Raw genomic sequence first — 20,641 nt, 5'->3', positions numbered from 1 at the left:
AGCTTTCACTACAATTTAGGTCTAGAAAATCAGGGCAAGGAACCGGCCACCGAACCGAGCCAAACGCTGTAGGCAACGTAGGCACCAAGAAGGACGCCTCCTTCGAGGCGGTTGATGCGCCAGCGCGTCACGGCAACTAGGAGCAAAAGTGCGGTAACGCCTGTCATCACCCAAATGTCAAATGTGGCAATGGAGGCCGGCACGGCGATAGGATGAACGAGCGCGGTTGCGCCGAGAATGAACAGGACGTTGAAGATGTTGCTGCCGACAATGTTGCCGAACGCGATGTCGGCTTGGCCACGGCGGGCGGCAGCGATGGTCGTGACCAGTTCCGGCAGGGATGTGCCGACGGCGACAATGGTAAGGCCGATGACCGCTCCCGACACCTTGAACGCCTGAGCGACCTCGATGGCACCGAACACCAGAAAGCGGGCCCCGAGGATCGTGAGCACGAGACCGGCAGCGATAAAAGCGAGATCCTTCAAGACGCTACCAGACTGCTTTTGCCGTTCGCCAACGACGTCAACTTCTGGCTTCGAGGCGCTTGCCTGCCGTTCCTGAAGAAGCGTGAAGGCGAGATAGGCTATCAATGTCAGGACAAAGACGGCACCGATCGCCGGCGTAAACCGCCCGAATAGGGCCGCGCCCAGACACATGAGTGTGGACAGGACAAGCACGGTTCCGTCCCGCCTGAAGGCTGCCTTGTCGATGACGACAGGCGCGAGCAATGCAGCGACGCCGAGGATGAGCAGAATGTTGGCGATGTTGCTGCCGACCACATTCCCCACCGCAATACCGGGCGAGCCGACAAAGGCGGCTTGCAGGCTGGTCACCAGTTCGGGTGTGGACGTGCCGAACCCGACAAGCGTCAGCCCAATGACCAATGGCGACAGGCCGATCCTGCGCGCCAGGTCAACGGCGCCGCGAACCAGGAGGTCACCGCCAAAAACAAGGCCCAGAAGGCCGCCGATAATCAGAAGTGCAATGCCCATGGATCCCGCCGAGAAGGCCTGTCACCCGTGCGGGAGTCGTCGGTCTGACCGGCGACACAATAAGTGGAAGTGACGACCAGCTTTTGCAAGAGCGATGAGCTTCTTCGCTTCGGAGGCCACCATGCTTCGATTAGCTGCCGTTCCTGCTTAGTGACCATTGTCCATTCTGGCCAATCGAAACGATAGGGCCCAACTGAGCGAATTCGCCAAAATCGGAAACTGACCCGACCGCCACTCACAGCCTTCGTGCACGTGAGAAGTCGCGGGATAAATTACCCCGCATCACTCCACGACAGAAACCTGTGAGCTAATCAATCCTGCATACCTCACGAAAGCTACAGAGGCGATCGGCCTTTTCTTGTGCCAAGTTGCGCGCCAATTGCGCGCCAGTTCGGTCTCTGAATTCCTGCCGAAATCGGCTTAGTGCCTTGTTTCCTATGGTGCCGGCTGCAGGACTCGAACCCGCGACCCTCTGATTACAAATCAGATGCTCTACCAGCTGAGCTAAGCCGGCACGCTGGAAACGCAGTCACTACTTCGATCAGCGCCGCGGCGCAAGCGGCTGTTCCAGTGAAATTCACTCCCCGCGCTCAAACGATGAATTCTTCTAATCACCTCGTCTTTGCCCCATTCGCCCAGAGAGGCGCACATTTCCGCCCCAGTTCAAGACTATCAAGGCTGTAATGAAACCACACGCACAGATGTGGTGTTGATGGGTGTCAGTCGACACGAGCAGCCTGAAGGAAGACTGGATCATGAAACGCGCTCAAATTCTTGCCGGATTAAGCATCGGCGCCATCGCGCTCACATTTCCCGCCATGTCGGACGCCCCCAAGGCTCCGCCATTGGAGCCAGTTCATGTTCCCTTCGAACGTTCCTGCGAAGACACTGAAATCACGGTGTATTTCTCAAACCAGGAAGCCGTGCTGTCTTCCTATGCTGTCCGCTCTCTCAACACTGCGGGAGACAGGCTCGCCGGCTGCTCGATCTCCAATATCGAGGCCAAGGTCATATCAGCTGATTCTACAGATACCGAGCGCTCTACGACGCTCTCCGAAGCCCGCGCCGCTATTGTCCTCGAAGCGCTGAATGCGCGCGGGATCCGCGCCCGCGATGTCCGCATGAATTTCGCGCCTGCAGTCGTCAGTGACCCTGCCGAAACGACCAACCTGCCAATGGCACGCCGGGTCGATCTGACGGTCACCGCCTCAAAAGGCTACGGTCTCTAAGACCAGAATTTCCTCCCAAGGCCTGCAGGATTTCTCACCGCATCCCGCAAGCCGATCGCCCCGGATGCCCCTTGCAGCGTGTCCGGGGCTTTTTTGTGCCCGTCACCCCGGTGTTATTTCAGGCGTCACAATTCTTTCCTTTCGCGCGCGCATCGCTAAAAGGTGCAGGGCAACCGGTGCTCCGCCCGGCCTCGCCTGCAACGCAATTTGGGAAAGACCTCACTTTCATGACGCAAACCCGGCGCATCCTCGTTACTTCCGCCCTGCCTTACATCAATGGAATCAAGCACCTCGGCAATCTGGCCGGCTCAATGCTGCCCGCTGACGTGTATGCTCGGGTGATGCGTCTGATGGGCCATGATGTGACCTATATCTGTGCGACGGACGAGCATGGCACGCCGGCGGAGCTCGCCGCTCAGGCAGCCGACATGAGTGTTCAGGCCTATTGCGACGAACAATACGAAATTCAGCGCAAGGCCGGCGAAGGCTTCAACCTGTCCTATGACTGGTTCGGTCGCTCTTCCCGCCCGGCAAACAGCGCGCTGACCCAGCATTTTGCCCGTGTTCTGGAGCAGAATGGCCTGATTGAAGAACGCACCTCGAAACAGGTCTATTCCGTCGATGATGGTCGCTTCCTGCCGGATCGTTATGTTGAAGGCACCTGCCCGACTTGCGCGTTTGAAAAGGCGCGCGGCGATCAATGCGATAATTGCGGACGATTGCTAGACCCGGTCGATCTGATCGACCCGTATTCGTCGGTTTCAGGCAGCCGCAACATCGAGATTCGCGACACAAACCATCTCTACCTTCTGCAAACCAAGATGCAGGAGAAAATCCGCGAATGGGTGAACAGCAAAGGCGCTCAATGGCCAAGCCTCGCCGTCTCGATCGCAAATAAGTGGCTGGACGAAGGGCTGATCGCCCGTGCCATTACGCGGGACCTCGCCTGGGGCGTGCCAGTGTTGGACGCCGATGGAAATCCTCGCGAAGGGTTTGAGGACAAGGTCTTCTACGTCTGGTTCGACGCGCCCATTGAATACATCGCCGCGACACAAGAATGGGCCGAGGCAACCGGCAATGACTGGGAGGCCCTCTGGCGCACGGACAAGGGCGCGGACCAGACCGAATACGTCCAGTTCATGGGAAAGGATAACGTCGCCTTCCATACGGTCAGTTTCCCCGTCACGCTGCTCGGCTCCGGCGAGCCTTGGAAGACAGTCGACAAGCTGAAGGCGTTCAACTGGGTCACCTGGTATGGTGGAAAGTTCTCGACCTCAAACAAGCGCGGCGTCTTCATGGACCAGGCTCTGGAACTGCTGCCAGCCGACTATTGGCGCTGGTACCTGATTGCCAATGCCCCGGAAGGCTCCGACGCGGCCTTCACATGGGAAGGCTTCCAGTCAGCGATCAATTCGGACCTTGCAAATGTGCTCGGTAACTTTGTGAACCGGATCACGAAATACACGGTGTCGAAATTTGACGGCAAACTGCCGAATGCCGGCTCACCGGGCGACGCTGAAGCGTGGATGATTGCCGAGCTGGAGGAACGTCTGCCTCGCCTGATCGCGCACTATGAGGCGATGGAATTCCGCAAGGCCGCCGCTGAGACACGCGCTATCTGGGCCGCGGGCAATGAGTACCTTACGAAGGCTGAGCCTTGGGTGAAGTACAAGACGGATGTGGACGCCGCCGCAGTAGGTGTGCGCACCGGGCTGAACCTTGCCGCCCTGTTTGGCATTCTGGCCCTGCCCATCATTCCGGATGCCGGCAAGAAGATCCTCGACGCCCTCGGGATTCCCGACGAGCATCGCAGCTTCCAGTTCAGGGACATTTCCGCGCTTCTTGATAGTCTTCCACACGGTATGAATGTTTCCGCTCCAGACGTCCTCTTCCAGAAGATCGAGGATGACCAGGTTGCCGAATGGACCGCACGCTTCGGTGGCGATCAGGCCTGACGCTGCAACACGACGCTGAGATTGTTGGCGGGCATCTCGATGATGTTCGTCACACTCAGCCCCACCTCTTCGGCCATTGGTACGATTTGTTGATCAAGGTCTCGCACGCCCCATGTCGGGTCACGGGACTGCAAACTCTCGTTAAAGGCAGCATTAGAGGGCGCAATCTCGCCATTCCGCGCGAAGGGACCATACAGGAACAGTTTGCCACCCGGTTTCAGCAATCGTCCCGCCCCCGAGATCAGGCCAAGTGCCGCCTCAAAGGGCGCGATATGGATCATGTTGACGGAAACAACAACGTTCCAATGGTCGGGTCGTTCGGCATCGCCCCAATCGCTCTGGCTGGCATCCACCACGAATGGCCCGTTAAGTCGGTCATGTCCAGCTGCTGCAGCCCAAGCCTGCTGGCTCCGGCGACTGTCGGCGTCGATATCTGAATAGGTCCAGCGAAGGTTTGCCAGATTGCTTGTCAAATAAGCGCCATGCTCCCCCGTACCGGAGGCAATTTCCAGAACGTGCCCAGTCTGCGCAACATGGTCGCGGAAAACCTGGAGGATAGGATCGCGATTGCGCGCGACAGATGGCGAATACCGGCGACCATCGGTCTCTTCGCCGCGCTGTTCCAACGCCACCGGCTTGCCCTGCTCCGACTTGGGATAGTCCTTATCGGAAGCGCTCACGCCTGGTCGCGCTCGAACGGGTACATCTCGGTCGTCACCACCGATTGTCCCATAGGACTATAGCGTGGCCCGACTGCCTTCTCCGGCAGGAAAGAAGCATCAAGGCGCGCGACCATGTCGTCAGACAACTCAATCTGGCCAGCGCCCCAGTTCTCTTCCAGATGCTGAAGGCTGGTTGTGCCGGGAATAGGCAGGATATTGTCGCCCTTCGCCATCGTCCAGGCCAAGGCAAGCTGCGCCACCGTGCAACCGACCTCCGCCGCGCAAGCGCGCGCTTCGTCAAGCAAAGGCAAATTGGCCGCATAATTTTCCGGATCAAATCGCGGGAAAATGGATCCGCGCAAATCGGATTCATGAAACTTTGCCGGGTCTACCGGCGGATCGGCGAGGAAGCCGCGCCCGACCGGCGAGAACGCCACCAGCGCAACGCCCAGCTCTTCGCAGGCAGCCTTGATAGCAATCTCCGGATTGCGCACCCAAAGAGAATATTCGCTCTGCATGGCTGCAATAGGGTGCACGGCGTGCGCCCGTCGCAAATCTGCAGCCCCCATTTCGGAAAGACCAATCATCCGGATCTTTCCCGCCGCCACCAGCTCGGACAGAGCACCGACCGAATCCTCAATAGGCACATTCGGATCGGGACGGTGCATGTAATAAAGATCGATGACATCAGTCTGCAACCGCTTGAGACTGGCATCGCACGCTGCCTTGATCGTCTCAGGGCGCGCGTCCAGCGTACGCTGGCCGTCCTTGAACCCAAGCACGCACTTGCTGGCAAGGAAGTAGCTATCGCGACGGTCCTTCAGCGCCTCGCCAATCAACTCCTCGCTACGACCAAAGCCATATAGCGTAGCGGTATCCAGAAAGTCGTAACCGATATCCAGTGCACGCACGAGCAAGGCCTTCGCCTCGGTCTCGTCCATGGGAGGACCATAGGCATGCGTGATGTTCATGCAGCCGAGCCCGACCGGATACACTTCCCGGTCGCCGATACGTCTTTTGGATGTCATCGAATCTTCCTTGCTAAACAAATTTCTCGCGCAATACCGGCTTCAGTATCTTGCCATTCGCGTTGCGCGGAAGTGGTTCGCTCATGAACAGAATCTTGACCGGCACCTTGAACGCAGCAAGGTGGCCTGCCGCATGAGCGCGCAGTTCATCCTCGCTCACCTGCATGCCTGGCTTCAATTGTACGACGGCGCCAACCTCCTCGCCAAGCACCTTGTGCGGAATACCCACAACAGCCGCGTCCATGACAGCCGGATGTTCATACAGCGCGTTTTCAACCTCAATGCAGTAAACGTTTTCGCCGCCGCGGATCAACATGTCCTTCGCCCGGTCAACCAAATAGAGGAAACCCTCTTCGTCGAGACGCGCCAGGTCTCCCGTGACCACCCAGCCCTCACGGAACGTTTCGGCAGTGGCATCCGGTCGGTTCCAATATGACTTGCAATTCATCGGACCCTTGCACCAGAGCTCGCCCACTTCGCCCTGCGGAAGTTCATTGCCATCCGGATCACAGATCTTCAGCGATACGGCTTTGGGCGGCGCACCGGCACTTCCTGGACGGTTTACATAGTCTTCGCCGATATTGAGCGTGGCCGTTGCGCATGTCTCCGTCATGCCCCAACCATTACCGGGGGCAGCGTCCGGAAACCGCTTCTTGATCGTCGAAACCAACTCGGGTGCAGACGGCGCACCGCCATACGAAATGGCCGCAATTGAAGACAGGTCATATTTGTCCCTGTCCGGATGTTCCAGAAGTTGCCAGGCAATCGCTGGCACGCCTCCAACGGCGGTCACTTTTTCTGCTTCGATGATCGGCAGCGCCTTGCCAGCATCCCATTTGTACATCGACACGATCTTGTCGCCGCGCAGCAACGACGGGATCATGATCGCGAACGCGCCGGTCGCATGGAAAAATGGAATGGCGAGCAAAGTTGCGCGCTGCTCGTTCGGATCGGGCTCCGGCACTGGCTCACCGCGGCGCAGGAACATGCGCGCCTGACAGGTCATGCCATTGAACATGTTTGATACGACCGCGCGATGGGTCGCCAGCGCGCCTTTCGGCTTGCCCGTCGTGCCCGACGTATACATGATTGTGGCGTCGTCATCCGGCCCCACATCAATTGCGGGCCAGGAAACATCCGGCAGTTTTGCCCAATCATTTGCGCCGCCAATATAGGTCTCCATTTGGGAAACCCGCGGATCTCCATACTCGCCATCAGGGTCGCGGGCGATCATCACATTCTTCAACTCTGGCAGGTTTTCCCACTCAGCCCGGATACGCTCATAGATCTGTGGATCAACGACTGCCAGCTTCACGCCCGCAAAAGACAAGCCATATTCCAGCTCTTCCCCGGTCCACCAGGAATTCATAGGCGTCGCAATTGCGCCGATCATGGAGGCGGCAAAGAACGCAACGGGCCACTGCGGGTAGTTCCGCATGATCACCGCAACGCGGTCACCCTTTTCGATGCCATAAGTGTCCTTCATGACCCCCGCCAGCTTCACAACAGCCTTGGCGAGCGCCGAGAAAGTGACGCGTTCGTCTTCATAGACGATGTAGTCCCGATCCGCATATTGCATGCTTGCCAACTGAAGCACGAGCGGCACGGATGGCGGCGCATTCTTGTAGAGCTTCATCTCGACACCATCGACAACGCCATCAACGAGTTCGAGGGGAGAGCCTTCGCCAGCCAACATCTCGTTCGCTTGGGCGATGGACATGGCGGGCCAGTTCGGCAACGTATCTGCGGGCATGGGTTTCCTCTGAATGTGTGTTTTGTCCACACAATCACGCCAGACCCGACTATTGAAGGAAAAACTGAGCGTTCAGCCGACAATTTTTCGCGAGCAACAGTCCGCTACGATGCTGAAGCAATGTCGCCGCTTGCACCCACATCTCTTCACGAAGAGATCGCACACAAACGGCGACAAAAAGAACATTGTTTTAGCTTGTTTTATTTGCCGAAGTCGCAGAACCGCAGCGTATGCGCCGTGCCGTCTGGCTCGACGGCGTCGTAGCCACGACCGGTCAATTCGTCGCCTTCGCACAGGTACCCAATCTGAAACATGGCAATCAGGGTTTGGTTATCGGGCGTCAGATCGCTCGCAATCATCAGATCAATCGCATCCTCATGACGTCCGAGACGCATCAGAATGTCGAACTTCTCCTGCCGGGTCGTTTCCGGCAGATTGAGCTGTTCGATCAGCGCTGCTTCAGCGCCTTGCGCGGAGCCAAGCAATGTCTGGGCTTCGGCATAGGACGTAGTATCGTCCAGCGTGTTGACGATCTCTTCGAAATCCTCAACCGCGCCCATGACGTCATAGCCTTCCGGGCTCATGCGCAGTTCACCACGGCGCAAAAGGGTCTTAGCGAGTTGATCGCGGGACAGGTCTGGATCACCGGTCAACTGGGTCAGGCGATCAATTGCCGTCTGCGTGTTACCGGCTTCTTTCAGCCCCTCTACCGTGGTCATGGCCATTGCGAAGCCAGACGCGGGTTGCACCACAGGCGTTGTCGCCCTTTCGGTGGCGGCAGGCGCGCTGGAACATGCCGCGAGCACAAGCGCAGAGGCAGCAAGGAAAAGACCGGATCGAATCATGAGTATCTCCAACGGGACAAAAAACGACTGCTTACAGTCCTAGTCGTAGAAGACGATCAGGCACAGGGCGGTATTGTGGATTTTGTGTGACCTTTCAGCTGGTCGGTGCATCGCACCATTCCATACCAGCAAGATCATCACGGTCTTCACCAAAATCATGAAGGCGCGCTTCCTGACTGTCTGCTTCGCAGATATAGCCAGCCTGGATCAGGGTCTGAACCTGTTCGGGTGTCGGGGCCAGTCCGGAAGTGCGATAACGCGTCACCGCTTGCTCGTGCTGGCCGAGCGTCCACGTTCCATCGAACCAATCCGGCAAATTGAGGAAGCGGTTCATAGACGCCTTGATCTCCTCGATATCGGTGCGGACATAATCCAACTCGGTCTGTGCATTGGGCGCCAACGAGTGATCGGGCGCGAGCGCCAGCAAGGCCTCGAAATCCTCAACCGCGCCTTCCCGGTCATCTGCATCCTGACGGCGAAGGCTTCCACGATGATAGAGGGCCTGCACGCGCTGTTCGGTAGTCAGCGAGCTGCGCGCCAACAGATCAGAGAGAAGCGCTTCGGCCTCAAAGGGATTCGTTTCGGATAGCGCCTCGGCAATAACGGCCTCTGGCGGTGGCCCGGTATCAGCGGCTTCCGGGGCAGTTGCACACGCAGCGAGCAGCGCTGCGGCGGCCAGCGATATGTAAATGGGATAGCGTCTCATGCCCGGCACATAAGACCGGTTCGGCACACGCCGCAAATTGCTTTTCAGACAGGTATCAGGCGCTGGCGAGCCGGTTGATTTCAGCAATGTCGCCCCGGCCCAATGCTTCAATCGCTTTTGCCGCGATGTGGCGCGCATTCAGTCCAGCCGTCTCATACATCTGATAGGGGCCTTCCTGGTCCTGGAATGTATCCGGCAACGTCATCGGGCGAATCTTGAGCCCCGTATCGAGCGCTCCGACACGGGCGAGGTGCTCCAGAACGAAGCTGCCAAAGCCACCCGTGGCGCCTTCTTCGACCGTGATCAGAACCTCGTGCTCCTTTGCTAGCCGCTCGACAAGATCAGCGTCCAATGGCTTGGCGAAGCGCGCGTCCGCAACCGTCGCTGAAAGACCTTGAGCGGCGAGCATTTCTGCCGCCTTCTCCGCTTCTGCCAGACGTGTACCGTAGGAAAGGATGGCAATTGTGGTGCCTTCGCGAACGATGCGTCCTTTCCCGATTTCGAGTGGCATTGGGGTCTCAGGCACGTCAACGCCGGTGCCTTCACCGCGTGGATACCGAAAGGCTGACGGGGCATCATCGATCTGCGCGGACGTGACAACCATCCGAGCAAGTTCGGCCTCATCAGCGGCCGCCATGCAGATCATTCCCGGCAACGCGCCGAGATATCCAATATCAAAACTGCCAGCGTGCGTCGCGCCATCCGCTCCGACGAGGCCGGCGCGGTCAATCGCAAAGCGAACGGGCAGTTTCTGGATCGCCACATCATGAACGACCTGATCGTATCCTCGCTGCAGGAAGGTGGAGTAAATCGCTGCGAACGGCTTAAGGCCATCAGCTGCAAGGCCAGCGGCAAACGTTACCGCGTGTTGCTCGGCAATGCCCACATCGAAGTGGCGATCAGGGAAGCGCTTTGCAAAAATATCCGTAGACGTACCAGATGGCATCGCCGCCGTAATGGCACAGATCTTCTCATCCGTCTCCGCAAGCTTCGTCAGCGTCTGGCCAAACACTTTCTGATAGTTGGGCGCCTTCGGCTTCGGCTTGGACTGTTCGCCCGTGACCACCGAAAATTTCGATACGCCGTGATACTTGTCGGCGGAGTTTTCAGCCGGAGCATATCCCTTGCCCTTCTGCGTCACCGCATGGATCAGGATCGGTCCGTCGCGCATGGCTTTCACGTTCTCAAGCACCGGGATCAACGTGTCGAGGTCGTGCCCATCAATCGGCCCGACATAATAAAAGCCAAGCTCCTCAAACAGCGTTCCGCCCATCGCGAAGCCACGCAGATACTCTTCTGCGCGCCGTGCCGGGCTCTCCAGCCCCATGGGCGAAACCACTTTCTTCGCGATCCGGCGTAGCCCCCGATAGGGGCGCGAAGATACCAGTTTCGACAGATAATTGCTCATCGCGCCAACTGGCGGCGCAATCGACATGTCATTGTCGTTCAGAATAACGATTAGCCGCGACCTGTCGGCCCCGGCATTGTTCATGGCCTCATACGCCATGCCAGCTGACATCGACCCATCCCCGATAACGCACACGACGTGCGTATCGGCGCCCTGTATGTCGCGCGCTTTCGCAAACCCATGCCCCGCAGAAATCGATGTGGAGGCATGCGCCGCACCAAACGGGTCGTATTCACTTTCGGCGCGCTTGGTGAAGCCAGATAGTCCACCAGGCTGGCGCAGAGTACGCATCTGATCGCGGCGCCCGGTCAGGATCTTGTGGGGATAGCATTGATGCCCAACATCAAAGATCAGTTTGTCGTCTGGCGTGTCAAAAACCGAATGGATCGCCAGTGTCAGCTCAACGACCCCGAGACCTGATCCCAGATGACCACCCGTCACTGAAACGACATCGATCACCTCATCGCGCAACTCATCAGCAATCTGCTTCAATTCCCCGCGCGACCTGTCTTTCAGGTCGTCTGGTGAGTTGATTGCATCCAGCAAACGGTTGGGTCGGGCATCGGTCATTACAAATTAGCTCGGTTCTTTTTAACGGTCAGACCTGATCTTAATGTGTTCTATCGAGCACAAAATCGACCGATTGCAGCAGTATATGGGCTTTTTCGCGAAAAATTGCGAGGTGTTCCTTCGCTTGTGCAGCCAAAATACTCACGCGTTCGCGGGCGCCGTCTATCCCCAAAAGGGTAACAAAATTGGCTTTTCCCGCGGCATCGTCAGTCCGCAACGGTTTGCCAACCGCGTCCTCATCACCTGTAGCATCGAGTAGGTCATCGGCAATCTGGTAAGCCAGTCCAAGGTCATTGGAGAAGCCCGCCAGCGCGTTGCGCTCAGCCTCTCTCGCGCGACCGATGATGGCTGCGGCCTCTGTCGCATAGGAGATCAGCGCGCCGGTTTTCAGGCGCTGCATGCGTGTGATCGTATTCAGGTCCCGCGGACTGTCTGATTCCAGCATATCAATCATCTGGCCGCCCACCATGCCGCGCGCGCCGGACGCATCCGCCAGTCGTTCAATCAGCAATGCGCGCACAGACGCATCATCATGCGTTTCTGAGGAAGCAAGGATCTTGAAAGCAAGGGTGAGCAACGCATCCCCAGCCAGGACCGCCGTGGCCTCATCAAACGCCTTGTGTACCGTTGGTTGGCCACGCCGAAAATCGTCATCATCCATGCAGGGCAAATCATCATGGACGAGGGAGTAACAATGCACGCATTCCAGCGCCGCGGCCGCCCTCAGCAGCGTCTTCTCCGGCGCGTCAAACATGGCTCCTGTCTCCAGCAGGAAAAACGGACGCATCCGCTTCCCATTGGCGAGCGCAGCGTGGCGCATGGCCCGCATCAAATCTGCTTCGGGCCCGCCTGCGGGAGGTATCAGCTGGTCCAGCGCCACCGTGACCCGATCGGCCACCTCTTTCAGGCGCTGTTCAAAGTCCTGGGCTTCGCCCATAGCGACGCCCCTCTAATCAAAACTGGCAGGTTCTGTGGTCGGCCCATTGGCCCCTTGCACGATCTGCTCGACTTTCAACTCAGCTGATTTCAGACGAGATTCGCAATGTGCCTTCAGCGCGGCGCCACGTTCATAGATCGCTATGGATTTTTCCAGCTCGACCTCGCCCGCCTCCAATTGGCGCACGATCACCTCAAGCTCTGCAAGAGCTTCCTCGAAGGTCAATTTATCGACAGGTTTTTGCGTCGCATCAGCCATTCGTCGGCCTCATCTTTTCTTGTAATTCTCGTGACACTAGAGCGGTGACCTGAGGTCTACAACCGTTTCCGAACCAGATCACCGGTATTCATAGACGCGGAAACTCCAATAGGCATCGCCGCCATCATAGGTGCATTTCCACCCCAGCTTCTTCATTTCCGGGCGCAGCATGCGATTGAACCATCCATGAGCGGCCAGATATACCTTGCCTTCACTTGAGGCCTCATCAAGTTTTGACGCCGCGGATGCGGCCCGCTGGCGCGCCTGCTTCACGCTCTCCCCATCAAGCGCGTGACCATTCAGCCAAGCTGCGCGCGCGAGGATATTCCATGTTTTCGGCAGGTACCGAACGCCGGGTAGCAATGGTGGCGGCAACGGCGCCTCGTTGAATACCGGATCGAACAGGGCCTGCATGTGAGGCGCGGCATGCGCAGCAGTCTGCTGCGCTCTCAAACGCGCCGATGCAAACACGATGTTGGCATCCGCGACCGCCTCAACCAGCTTCTGCGGCGGGGACTGGTCTTCTGCCAATGGGCCGATTTCATATCGCTCCCACCAGTCACGATACTGCTTCCAGTTCAGGCGCGGTCCCGCCGTTCGGTCCAGCGCGGGCCGCCCGTGACGCGATATGATGATCGGACCGCGCTTCCGGTCTGTCGATGTCGTGTCTGGCATCGCCATACAGGTAAATACTCGTTTTTCTGCGGGCCCCGTGACCACTTGTTACAATTTGCCCTAACGGGGTTGCCCCCATGCGGCAAGATACGTTTCCGCTCAAGCAGCGATAAGGGGCAGTCTGATCGCCAGGATCAAAGGCCTTTCCACACCCGTTTGCGGCATGGTTCCTCGTCCTGAAGCTTGCACTTATGGAAGCTGACGAGAACCGTTTCGGCCCGTCCGATAAGATGATCCATGGGGACAAAGCCGATGGATGCGAGATTTGCCGGCACGCGCGGCTGACAGCCAGCCTGGTCGATAACACCATCAATCGCCGGGCAATGACCACTCGGAAAGCGGCTGTCGAGCGAATTGTCCCGATTGTCGCCCATCATGAAGACATGACCTTCTGGAACGATGAAGAGATCCGTATTGTCGCCGCGTCCGCCTTTTTCCTGTCGATGGGTGATCCAGCTCTTGTCGCCAATTGTCTCGCGCCATTCGTGCGATGTACCAATCGCGACATCATTGTGCGGTACGAACCGAACCGTCCGCAAATATTCAGTTTCGACCGGTTCCCCATTCAGGAACAATTGCTCACCGATCAGCTGCACCTGGTCGCCCGGCAAGCCGATCAGTCGCTTGATCATCACACGGCCAGTGTGAGGGTGCTCAAAAACAACCACATCACCCCGCGTCGGCGTGCTGGCGAAAATTCGCCCTTCTGGCAGCGGAATATAGCGCCCCATGGAGAACGGCAGAGAGTAACGGTCGTATCCGTAGGCGAATTTCGCCACGGCTACCCGGTCCGTAACCTGCAGTGTCGGCACCATGCTTTCCGACGGAATCACGCGCTGTTCATAAGCCAGGCCAGAAAACAACAGGAACACGGGCACGAACACGGCGAGTGTCGACGCCCATTCGCGAAGCTCTTGCTTCAACTTGGCACCGAGACTTGGCGACTCGACGGTTTCGTCCTGCTCTGCGGTGTTACCGTCTGTTGCCATGTATCCCTCTTGCATCGCCTTCGTGACGTCCAAAACTGTTTAGACGAAAGACTGTGCAAATGCGAAGGCGAAAACATGCCCGGCGCTGCAAAAGCTGGGGGAACGGCTAGTTTAGGCTGTAAAGGTCAATACCGGTCTCATTGCGCGCGACGGAGACGTCTCCACGATAGATCAGGTAATTCAGGTGCGCCAGCGCTTCGCCCGTCGCCATGCCAACCTCATCATCCGCAATTGCCCGCCCGAACAGGGTCGTAAAGGAATCGACCGCCTTCATCTCTCCCCGCCCAAGACGCTGGATGAGCCGCTCAAGTGCCACATGGTGACCGTCAATCAGATGCTGCAACCGCTTGTGCGCTCCAATGAATGGCTCATTGTGCGCTGGCAGCACCAGCACATCTTCCGGCAGGTGCTGCTTCAGCTTCTCACAACTCTCCAACCAGTCCAGCAGCGGATTGGCAGCCGGCTCCGTCGGATGCACGGAGACATTCGACGAAATCCTGGGCAGCAATTGGTCACCCGATATCAGGATATTCAAGGAGGGAGAGTAGAGACACGCATGCTCAGGGGAGTGACCGCTGCCGGTAACAACTTCCCAAACCTCGCCCGCCATCTCGAACGTGTCGCCATCGACCAATCTACGGAATGAATCCGGCAAAGGCATCACGCCCCGCCCAAAGCCGCCGAACTTTTCCTTGTACTGGTCCAGTTGCGCCTTGTTCCAACCGGCACGAAGGTAGAAATCGAGCCCCGCCTTCGGGGCGCTACGCCCAGTATCAGACACCAGCATGCGGCACGTCGTGTACTCCAGCCGCGTCATCCAAAGTTCAGCGCCCCATTTGTGACAGAGCCACCCCGCTGTGCCGATATGGTCGGGATGCATATGGGTCACGATCACGCGCTTCAGCGGCTTTTGCTCGCTTACCCGGTCAGCGAGCAGGTTGCGCCAGACATCGCGGGTTTCGTCATAGGGAATCCCGGTGTCGATAATGGTCCAGCCGTCGCCGTCATCAACCAGCCAGACATTGATGAATTTGAGAGAGAAGTGCAGCGGCATGGCGAGCCAGAAAAGGCCGGGCGCTATTTCCTTCACCTCACCTGGCGCTGGCGGCGACTGCCCGTAAGGATATTCGAGTCGTGGCCGTTTCGGCTTGCTGATTTCTGTACCGTCCATGATGGGAGGATACCCAGCGTCTCAGCCCCGTCGAGCCGTACCGCAAGGTCATCCCTGCGCAAGACGCTCCTGAATCGCCGCCACCAAGTCTTCGGGGCTCGCCGTTCCATCCACGCGCAGAACATCTTCAGGCAGCTGCAGCGCTTCGAGTTGGCTATCGAGCAGCGAGACCGGCATGAAATGGTCTGCGCGGGCCGAAATCCGCCGTGCCAGCTCTTCCTTTGGAACGTCTAGCAATACGAACCGGCAGCGCCGCCCGCTTTGGGCTTTCAAGCCATTCTGCACAAAAGAAGTCAGCGCAGAGCAAGCCAGAACGACACGTTCAGCGCGCATGTCCGCTGATGCGCGGCACATGTCCCGCACCCAGTCTTCACGGTCAGTATCGGTTAGCGGTGTGCCCGACGCCATCTTCTGTTTGTTTGCCGCTGAATGATACTCGTCCGCTTCCATGAAAGGCCACCCGGTCGCGGCGGACAGCGCCTCGGCAATCGAGGATTTGCCACTGCCGGCAACCCCCATGATGACGATCAGGTCTCTCACTTGATGGGGGTACGCTTGCGCGGTTTCAGCTTGGTACGCTTGAACTTTTCTCCCTTCAGCGGAGATACGCGCTTGTCGCCCGTTGTCGCACCGGGCTTGCTGTCGCGCCGGGGCGCAGAGGCTCCAGCCCGCCGCGGCGGCTTGCCGGCGCCTTGGGGACGCTCATCCCTCGCGGGCCGCTCCGACCGCTCTGGTTTGTCTGGCCTCGGCTTGCGGGCACGGGGCGCGTCACCATTCAGCAAAGCTGAGCGTTCGCGGCTGCTGATCGGACGCCATTTGCCTTCCGGCAGCCCCGCCAATTCAAGCGGCCCAACGCGCACCCGCATCAGGTCCACAACCCGTAGCTCCACCAATTGGCACATTCGCCGGATCTGTCGATTGCGGCCTTCACGAAGAATGAATTTCAGTTCCTTAGGCTTTACCTGCTCAACAATAGCTGGCTTCAACTGACGACCATCCAGCTCCAATCCGTGGCGCAGCCTGTCCAGCTTTTCGGGCGTCACATCGCCCTTCACCTTGACCAGGTATTCCTTGTCCAACTCGCTTTCCGGCCCGATCACGGCCTTCGCCAGAACGCCGTCCTCTGACAGGATAAGCAATCCGCGGGAATCCTTGTCGAGCCGCCCAAGCGGAGCGAGCTTGTTGTAACGCCCCGGAATGGCGTGACTTTTTCCCGACAGGCTGTCTGCCGTCAGCAGGCGCACCGCTGGAATCTCGTCACCTTCCGGCGTACCCGATACGATGCCGACCGGCTTGTGGAACAGGATGGACAATTGATTATCAAGGCGGCGTGACGCCTTTTGCGCCAGGAAGACGGTTTGCCCCGTCTCAACCTTTTGCCCGGACACGGCACGCTCGCCATCCACCTTTACCAGGCCCTGCTCAATCAGCGAGTCCGCTTCCCGGCGAGAACATACGCCTTCCAGAGCCAACCATTTGTTGATCCGCAAAGGCTCGTCGCCGGAATAGGTTTTCGTCCAAGCCATTGCGTACTGCGCCTCCTGCAGGGTTGCTGCCCGTCATATCGACCTGTCAGACGCGTCGCAACTCGCGGTCGACATTCTGCAGCATTTCCGGCATAGGCGGGCGCCCGATCGAGAAGCCAGCCTCATGCCGAACACGCAATACGCAGCGCCCGGAATTGCGTTCGCCCTCATTGTGATGGGCACGATCCTGAGCCTTGCGGGAACCGACCTTGTCTTGCCGGCCGTTCCGTCGCTTCCCGAAACGTTGAGCGGCAGCCAGGCAATGGCCCAACTCGTGCTGGCAGCGTTTGTGGCAGGCGGATGCATCGGACTGCTGGCGTTCGGTGAGCTTGGGGCACGTGTCGACCAGCGCACGCTTCTGGTCTGGTCGTTGGTTTCCTATGCGATTGTCTCTCTCGCCTGCATGTTCGCCCCCAGCCTGCCTGCGCTTGTCTGTCTCCGCTTCGTCCAGGGTCTTACCGGCGCAGCCGCTGCCGTGTTTGCTCCGGGCATGATCCGCGCATTGTACTCGGAAGAAAAAGCTGTTGGTGCGCTCGGCTTCATGGCGAGCATCGAATCCCTGATTCCGGCATTGGCGCCCGTTGTCGGCGTCTGGCTGTTGATCGGCTTTGGATGGAAAAGCTCATTCCTTGTGCTCGGTGTGCTTAGCCTGACCGTCGCAGGCCTCGTCGCGCTTCTGCGCCACCGCATGCCACCGCCGCCCTCGACCCGCGTGCCGGGCAGCTATCTGCGACATCTCACGAATCCGACATTCCTGCGCTATGCGCTCAGCCAGGCCTTCACTCTGGGTGGTCTGCTCATCTTCGTTTTCGGCGCACCAGCCATGATCACGAAAGGACTGGACGGCACCCTGAACGATTTCATCATCATGCAGGTGACCGGCATTTCCTTCTTCATTGCAGGATCAAACCTTGCGGGCAGGATGACGCAAAAATTTGGTCCGGAACCAATGATCCTGTTCGGCTCCGCCATGTCGGCGTGCGGACTGTTGGGTGTCCTCCTGTTCGCGCTTATCGGCGGTTCGGAACCTCTCTTTCTGGCGCTCTTGTTTATCCCCGTAAACCTTGGCCTTGGCTTTCGCGGCCCCCCGGGATTTTTCCGAGCCGTGATCGCTGCGCGCGGAGATGATGCTCGCGGAACGGCGCTCGTGCTCGTGGCCATTCTCGTCACGGCAGCGGCCGGAACGGCGATTGCCGCACCGGTTGTCACGCTTGGCATGGCACCACTGGCCGCCGTCGCAGCAGCGGTATCGTGCGCCTCGGTGCTCTGCCTGATCGCTTTGCCGAAGCTGCGCCTGCAAGCCTGATCAGGCGATGCCGAACAAGGCTTCGCTGTTTTCCAGGAAAGGGGAGCCGCCGTCGGTAATGCCAGACACACGTCCCGGTGCCGTCGCCAGAACGGTCTCGGCAAAGAACCCCGCCAAGGCCAGTTGCCGCGCCCGGAAGCTGCCTTCCTCGCCACGTGCCGCAACGGCTGCCCGCGTCAGGAAATGCCCCCCGATCACGTCGCCCGCAAGCGCAAGATAGGCTGTTGCTCCAGCGAGGGCTTTTTCCTGATCGCGATCCTTCATCGCCTCCAGCATCCAGTCGCTCGCTTCACGCAGCGCATCAGCGCCCGCCCGCAGACGGTCCGCAATCTGAACCAGCTGCGGATCATTCGTCGCACGCGCAGACGCCGCCGTCGCCTCGACTTCGCCTAACATGACACGCATGGATTCACCATTCGTGCCGGACAGTTTGCGCCCGACCAGGTCAATCGCCTGAATACCGTTTGTACCCTCATAGATGGGCGCAATGCGCGAGTCCCGATAAAGCTGGCCCGCCAGCGTTTCGTTCATGAACCCCATGCCGCCGTGAATCTGCACACCAAGGCTCGCCACGTCGACGCCCATGTCCGTACACCACGCTTTCGCGATGGGCGTCAGCAGATCTTCCCGCATCTTTGCCGCAGCGCGGGTCTCTTCATCCGGCGCCGCCTCTGCGAGGTCTGCCGCTACACCACACGCATAACAGATGGACCGAGCCGCCGCCACGCGGGCGCGCATTGTCGTCAGGGTACGGCGCACATCGGCGTGGTGAAGGATCGGGGCGGGGCCATCCACACCAGTCGCCTTGCCCTGCTTGCGTTCCTGCGCATAGTCAAACGCCGTCTGATAAGCGGCTTCACCCACAGCGACACCCTCAAGGCCGACATTCAGACGGGCTGAGTTCATCATGGTGAACATGCAGGCCAAGCCCTTGTTCTCCTGACCGATCAACCAGCCTGTTGCGCCATCATACTCCATCACGCAGGTCGGCGAGGCGTGAATGCCCATCTTCTTTTCAAGGCCAATACACTTCACTGCGTTCCGTTCGCCTAGACTGCCGTCGGCATTGACCATCATTTTGGGAACGATGAACAGCGAGATTCCGCGAGACCCTTCAGGCGCGTCCGGCAAGCGGGCAAGCACCAGATGGATGATGTTTTCGGCCACGTCATGATCGCCCCAGGTGATATAGATCTTCTGGCCTGTGATCGCGTAGCTGCCATCCTCATTCGGAATCGCTTTCGTCTTCAGCGCGCCGACATCTGATCCGGCCTGCGGCTCGGTCAAATTCATCGTGCCGGTCCAGTTTCCGGCAACAAGGTTTGGCAGATAGGTTTGTTTCTGCTCGTCCATGCCGTGCGCGATCAGCGCTTCGATCGCTCCGAAGCTCAGCATCGGGCAGAGGCCGAAGGACATGTTCGCCGCGTGAAACATTTCCATGACCGCCAGAGCGAGCGCCTTTGGGAGGCCTTGCCCGCCCCATTCCTCGGGTGCGGACAAGCCCATCCAGCCACCATCGCGGAACTGGGCATAGGCATCGGCAAAGCCTGGCGCAGCCTTCACGCCATCATCGGTCAGTTGTGCGCCATGCGCGTCGCCCACGGTATTGAGCGGCGCAAGGACATCCCGCGCCAGCTTGTTTGCTTCTTCGAGGATTGGCGAGATCAATTCCGGGTCGTAATTGCCAAATGGCTCCAAACCTTCAAGCCGGGACAGGTCCGCTACAGATTGCAGCGCGAACGCCATGTCGTTTAGCGGCGCTTCATAAGCCATGCATTTCTCCCAGAATCCGAATAGGTCATATCTAGATGAGCATTTAGCGCGGGGATGGCACGACGCCAACTGCGCCCTATAATCACGGTTACCCTCTACCAGAAACTCCAGGAGACTTCATCCATGCGCAAATCCCTTCTTACGGTATCTCTCTTCGCCCTCGCCGCCTGTGGGGCGGCTGAAACCACCGCCCCCGCAGCCGAGGCTGAAGCGCAAACTGTCGAAACCGCTGAAGCCACGGCAGCGCCGGCGGAAGAAGTCGCTCCGGAAATCGGCCCTGCTGGCACCTACACCCTGGACCCGACACACGCCTCACTCGTCTGGACAGTCAACCATTTCGGCCTGTCGAACTATACCGCCCGTTTCACAAAATTCGACGCAACGCTTGAATTCAATCCGGATGATGCCAGCGCGACTTCGCTGACCGTCACAATCGACCCGACATCCGTCGAAACAGACTACCCGGGTGACTTCAAGGCGACTCATGCCGACTCGCCGTACGACACATTTGATGAGGAGATCGCTCAGGACGCCGGTTACTTCAACGCTGGCGAATATCCGGAAATCACCTTCACATCGACAGAGATCACCCAGACCGGCCCATCCACCGGCACGGTCACCGGAGACCTGACATTCCTGGGCGTGACCAAGCCTGTCACCCTGGACGTGACCTACAATGGCACCGCCACCTTCCCATGGGCGCCGGAACAACCGAAAATCGGCTTCTCCGCAACAGGCTCTTTCAACCGGTCAGCCTTCGGTCTTGAGAAACTGGTCCCGAATGTGGGCGACGAGGTCAATCTCACGATCGAAACCGAGTTCGCAATGGCCGTACCGGCTGCTGAATAAGTCGACCGA

The 20,641-nt window shown here is 58.7% G+C and carries 19 protein-coding genes and 1 tRNA gene; 4 read left to right on the top strand and 16 right to left on the bottom strand.

The genetic code is table 11. The features are described from left to right. Positions 1-29 precede the first annotated feature (29 nt). Complete coding sequence (locus HY36_RS12565) at positions 30-992, bottom strand: calcium/sodium antiporter (RefSeq protein ID WP_035553307.1); 963 nt, start codon at positions 990-992, stop codon at positions 30-32. 438 nt (positions 993-1,430) lie between these two features. Beyond that, a tRNA-Thr gene (locus HY36_RS12560) sits at positions 1,431-1,506 on the bottom strand. Positions 1,507-1,747: 241 nt separating this feature from the next. On the opposite strand from HY36_RS12560, the gene HY36_RS12555 reads away from it, so the two are divergent. Beyond that, positions 1,748-2,221 (top strand): hypothetical protein, encoded by a 474-nt coding sequence (locus tag HY36_RS12555; RefSeq protein ID WP_035553304.1) that lies wholly within the window; start codon positions 1,748-1,750, stop codon positions 2,219-2,221. Positions 2,222-2,448: 227 nt separating this feature from the next. Then, positions 2,449-4,176, top strand: coding sequence for a methionine--tRNA ligase (gene metG / locus HY36_RS12550; RefSeq protein WP_035553302.1), 1,728 nt, complete (start codon positions 2,449-2,451; stop codon positions 4,174-4,176). On the opposite strand, the gene HY36_RS12545 is transcribed toward metG, so the two are convergent. From HY36_RS12545 to HY36_RS12485, 13 genes are all read right to left on the bottom strand, one after another. Continuing rightward, the gene (locus HY36_RS12545; RefSeq protein ID WP_206741198.1) at positions 4,167-4,856 is read right to left on the bottom strand and encodes a DUF938 domain-containing protein; all 690 of its coding nucleotides are present in this window, start codon (positions 4,854-4,856) and stop codon (positions 4,167-4,169) included. The genes metG and HY36_RS12545 overlap by 10 nt on opposite strands. Continuing rightward, positions 4,853-5,866 carry an aldo/keto reductase gene (locus HY36_RS12540; protein ID WP_035553300.1) on the bottom strand — a complete coding sequence of 338 codons (1,014 nt, stop codon included), beginning with the start codon at positions 5,864-5,866 and terminating at the stop codon, positions 4,853-4,855. The genes HY36_RS12545 and HY36_RS12540 overlap by 4 nt, the downstream gene beginning before the upstream one ends. Positions 5,867-5,879: 13 nt before the next feature. After that, the gene (locus HY36_RS12535) at positions 5,880-7,619 is read right to left on the bottom strand and encodes a class I adenylate-forming enzyme family protein (RefSeq protein WP_035553297.1); all 1,740 of its coding nucleotides are present in this window, start codon (positions 7,617-7,619) and stop codon (positions 5,880-5,882) included. 200 nt (positions 7,620-7,819) lie between these two features. Further along, positions 7,820-8,464, bottom strand: coding sequence for a hypothetical protein (locus tag HY36_RS12530; RefSeq protein ID WP_035553295.1), 645 nt, complete (start codon positions 8,462-8,464; stop codon positions 7,820-7,822). 94 nt (positions 8,465-8,558) lie between these two features. Then, positions 8,559-9,170, bottom strand: a complete 612-nt coding sequence (locus tag HY36_RS12525; RefSeq protein WP_155841901.1) for a hypothetical protein — start codon at positions 9,168-9,170, stop codon at positions 8,559-8,561. 55 nt (positions 9,171-9,225) lie between these two features. Continuing rightward, a complete protein-coding gene (dxs, locus tag HY36_RS12520; protein ID WP_035553289.1) occupies positions 9,226-11,148 on the bottom strand; it encodes a 1-deoxy-D-xylulose-5-phosphate synthase in 1,923 nt (640 codons plus the stop codon). 40 nt (positions 11,149-11,188) lie between these two features. Further along, on the bottom strand, positions 11,189-12,085 hold the full coding sequence (locus tag HY36_RS12515; RefSeq protein WP_035553287.1) for a polyprenyl synthetase family protein: 897 nt from the start codon (positions 12,083-12,085) through the stop codon (positions 11,189-11,191). A gap of 12 nt (positions 12,086-12,097) precedes the next feature. Further along, on the bottom strand, positions 12,098-12,343 hold the full coding sequence (locus HY36_RS12510; RefSeq protein ID WP_035553284.1) for an exodeoxyribonuclease VII small subunit: 246 nt from the start codon (positions 12,341-12,343) through the stop codon (positions 12,098-12,100). A gap of 78 nt (positions 12,344-12,421) precedes the next feature. After that, positions 12,422-13,024, bottom strand: coding sequence for a histidine phosphatase family protein (locus HY36_RS12505; RefSeq protein ID WP_241764199.1), 603 nt, complete (start codon positions 13,022-13,024; stop codon positions 12,422-12,424). Between the two features lie 128 nt (positions 13,025-13,152). After that, positions 13,153-14,007: a signal peptidase I gene (gene lepB / locus HY36_RS12500; protein ID WP_035553281.1), complete on the bottom strand. Its 855-nt coding sequence runs from the start codon at positions 14,005-14,007 to the stop codon at positions 13,153-13,155. Positions 14,008-14,113: 106 nt separating this feature from the next. Further along, the gene (locus tag HY36_RS12495) at positions 14,114-15,178 is read right to left on the bottom strand and encodes an MBL fold metallo-hydrolase (protein WP_035553279.1); all 1,065 of its coding nucleotides are present in this window, start codon (positions 15,176-15,178) and stop codon (positions 14,114-14,116) included. Between the two features lie 48 nt (positions 15,179-15,226). Then, positions 15,227-15,718: a gluconokinase gene (locus tag HY36_RS12490; protein WP_035553277.1), complete on the bottom strand. Its 492-nt coding sequence runs from the start codon at positions 15,716-15,718 to the stop codon at positions 15,227-15,229. Beyond that, positions 15,715-16,704 (bottom strand): pseudouridine synthase, encoded by a 990-nt coding sequence (locus tag HY36_RS12485; protein WP_081806177.1) that lies wholly within the window; start codon positions 16,702-16,704, stop codon positions 15,715-15,717. Before HY36_RS12485 ends, HY36_RS12490 begins: the two co-directional genes overlap by 4 nt. 124 nt (positions 16,705-16,828) lie before the next feature. Between HY36_RS12485 and HY36_RS12480 the strand changes: the two genes are divergently transcribed. After that, entirely contained in the window at positions 16,829-18,010 is a 1,182-nt protein-coding gene (locus HY36_RS12480) for an MFS transporter (protein ID WP_035553274.1), read from the top strand. On the opposite strand, the gene HY36_RS12475 is transcribed toward HY36_RS12480, so the two are convergent. After that, a complete protein-coding gene (locus tag HY36_RS12475; protein WP_035553272.1) occupies positions 18,011-19,783 on the bottom strand; it encodes an acyl-CoA dehydrogenase in 1,773 nt (590 codons plus the stop codon). A 123-nt stretch (positions 19,784-19,906) separates the two neighbouring features. Here HY36_RS12475 and HY36_RS12470 point away from each other — a divergent pair, with 123 nt between their 5' ends. Beyond that, on the top strand, positions 19,907-20,632 hold the full coding sequence (locus tag HY36_RS12470) for a YceI family protein (protein ID WP_035553270.1): 726 nt from the start codon (positions 19,907-19,909) through the stop codon (positions 20,630-20,632). The last annotated feature ends 9 nt before the right edge of the window (positions 20,633-20,641 follow it).

This window comes from Hyphomonas atlantica corrig. (genome assembly GCF_000682715.1).
GTDB classification, from domain to species: Bacteria; Pseudomonadota; Alphaproteobacteria; order Caulobacterales; family Hyphomonadaceae; genus Hyphomonas; species Hyphomonas atlantica.
The sequence above is the reverse complement of the archived record's forward strand: the minus strand, read 5'-3'. Positions and strand labels throughout refer to the sequence as shown.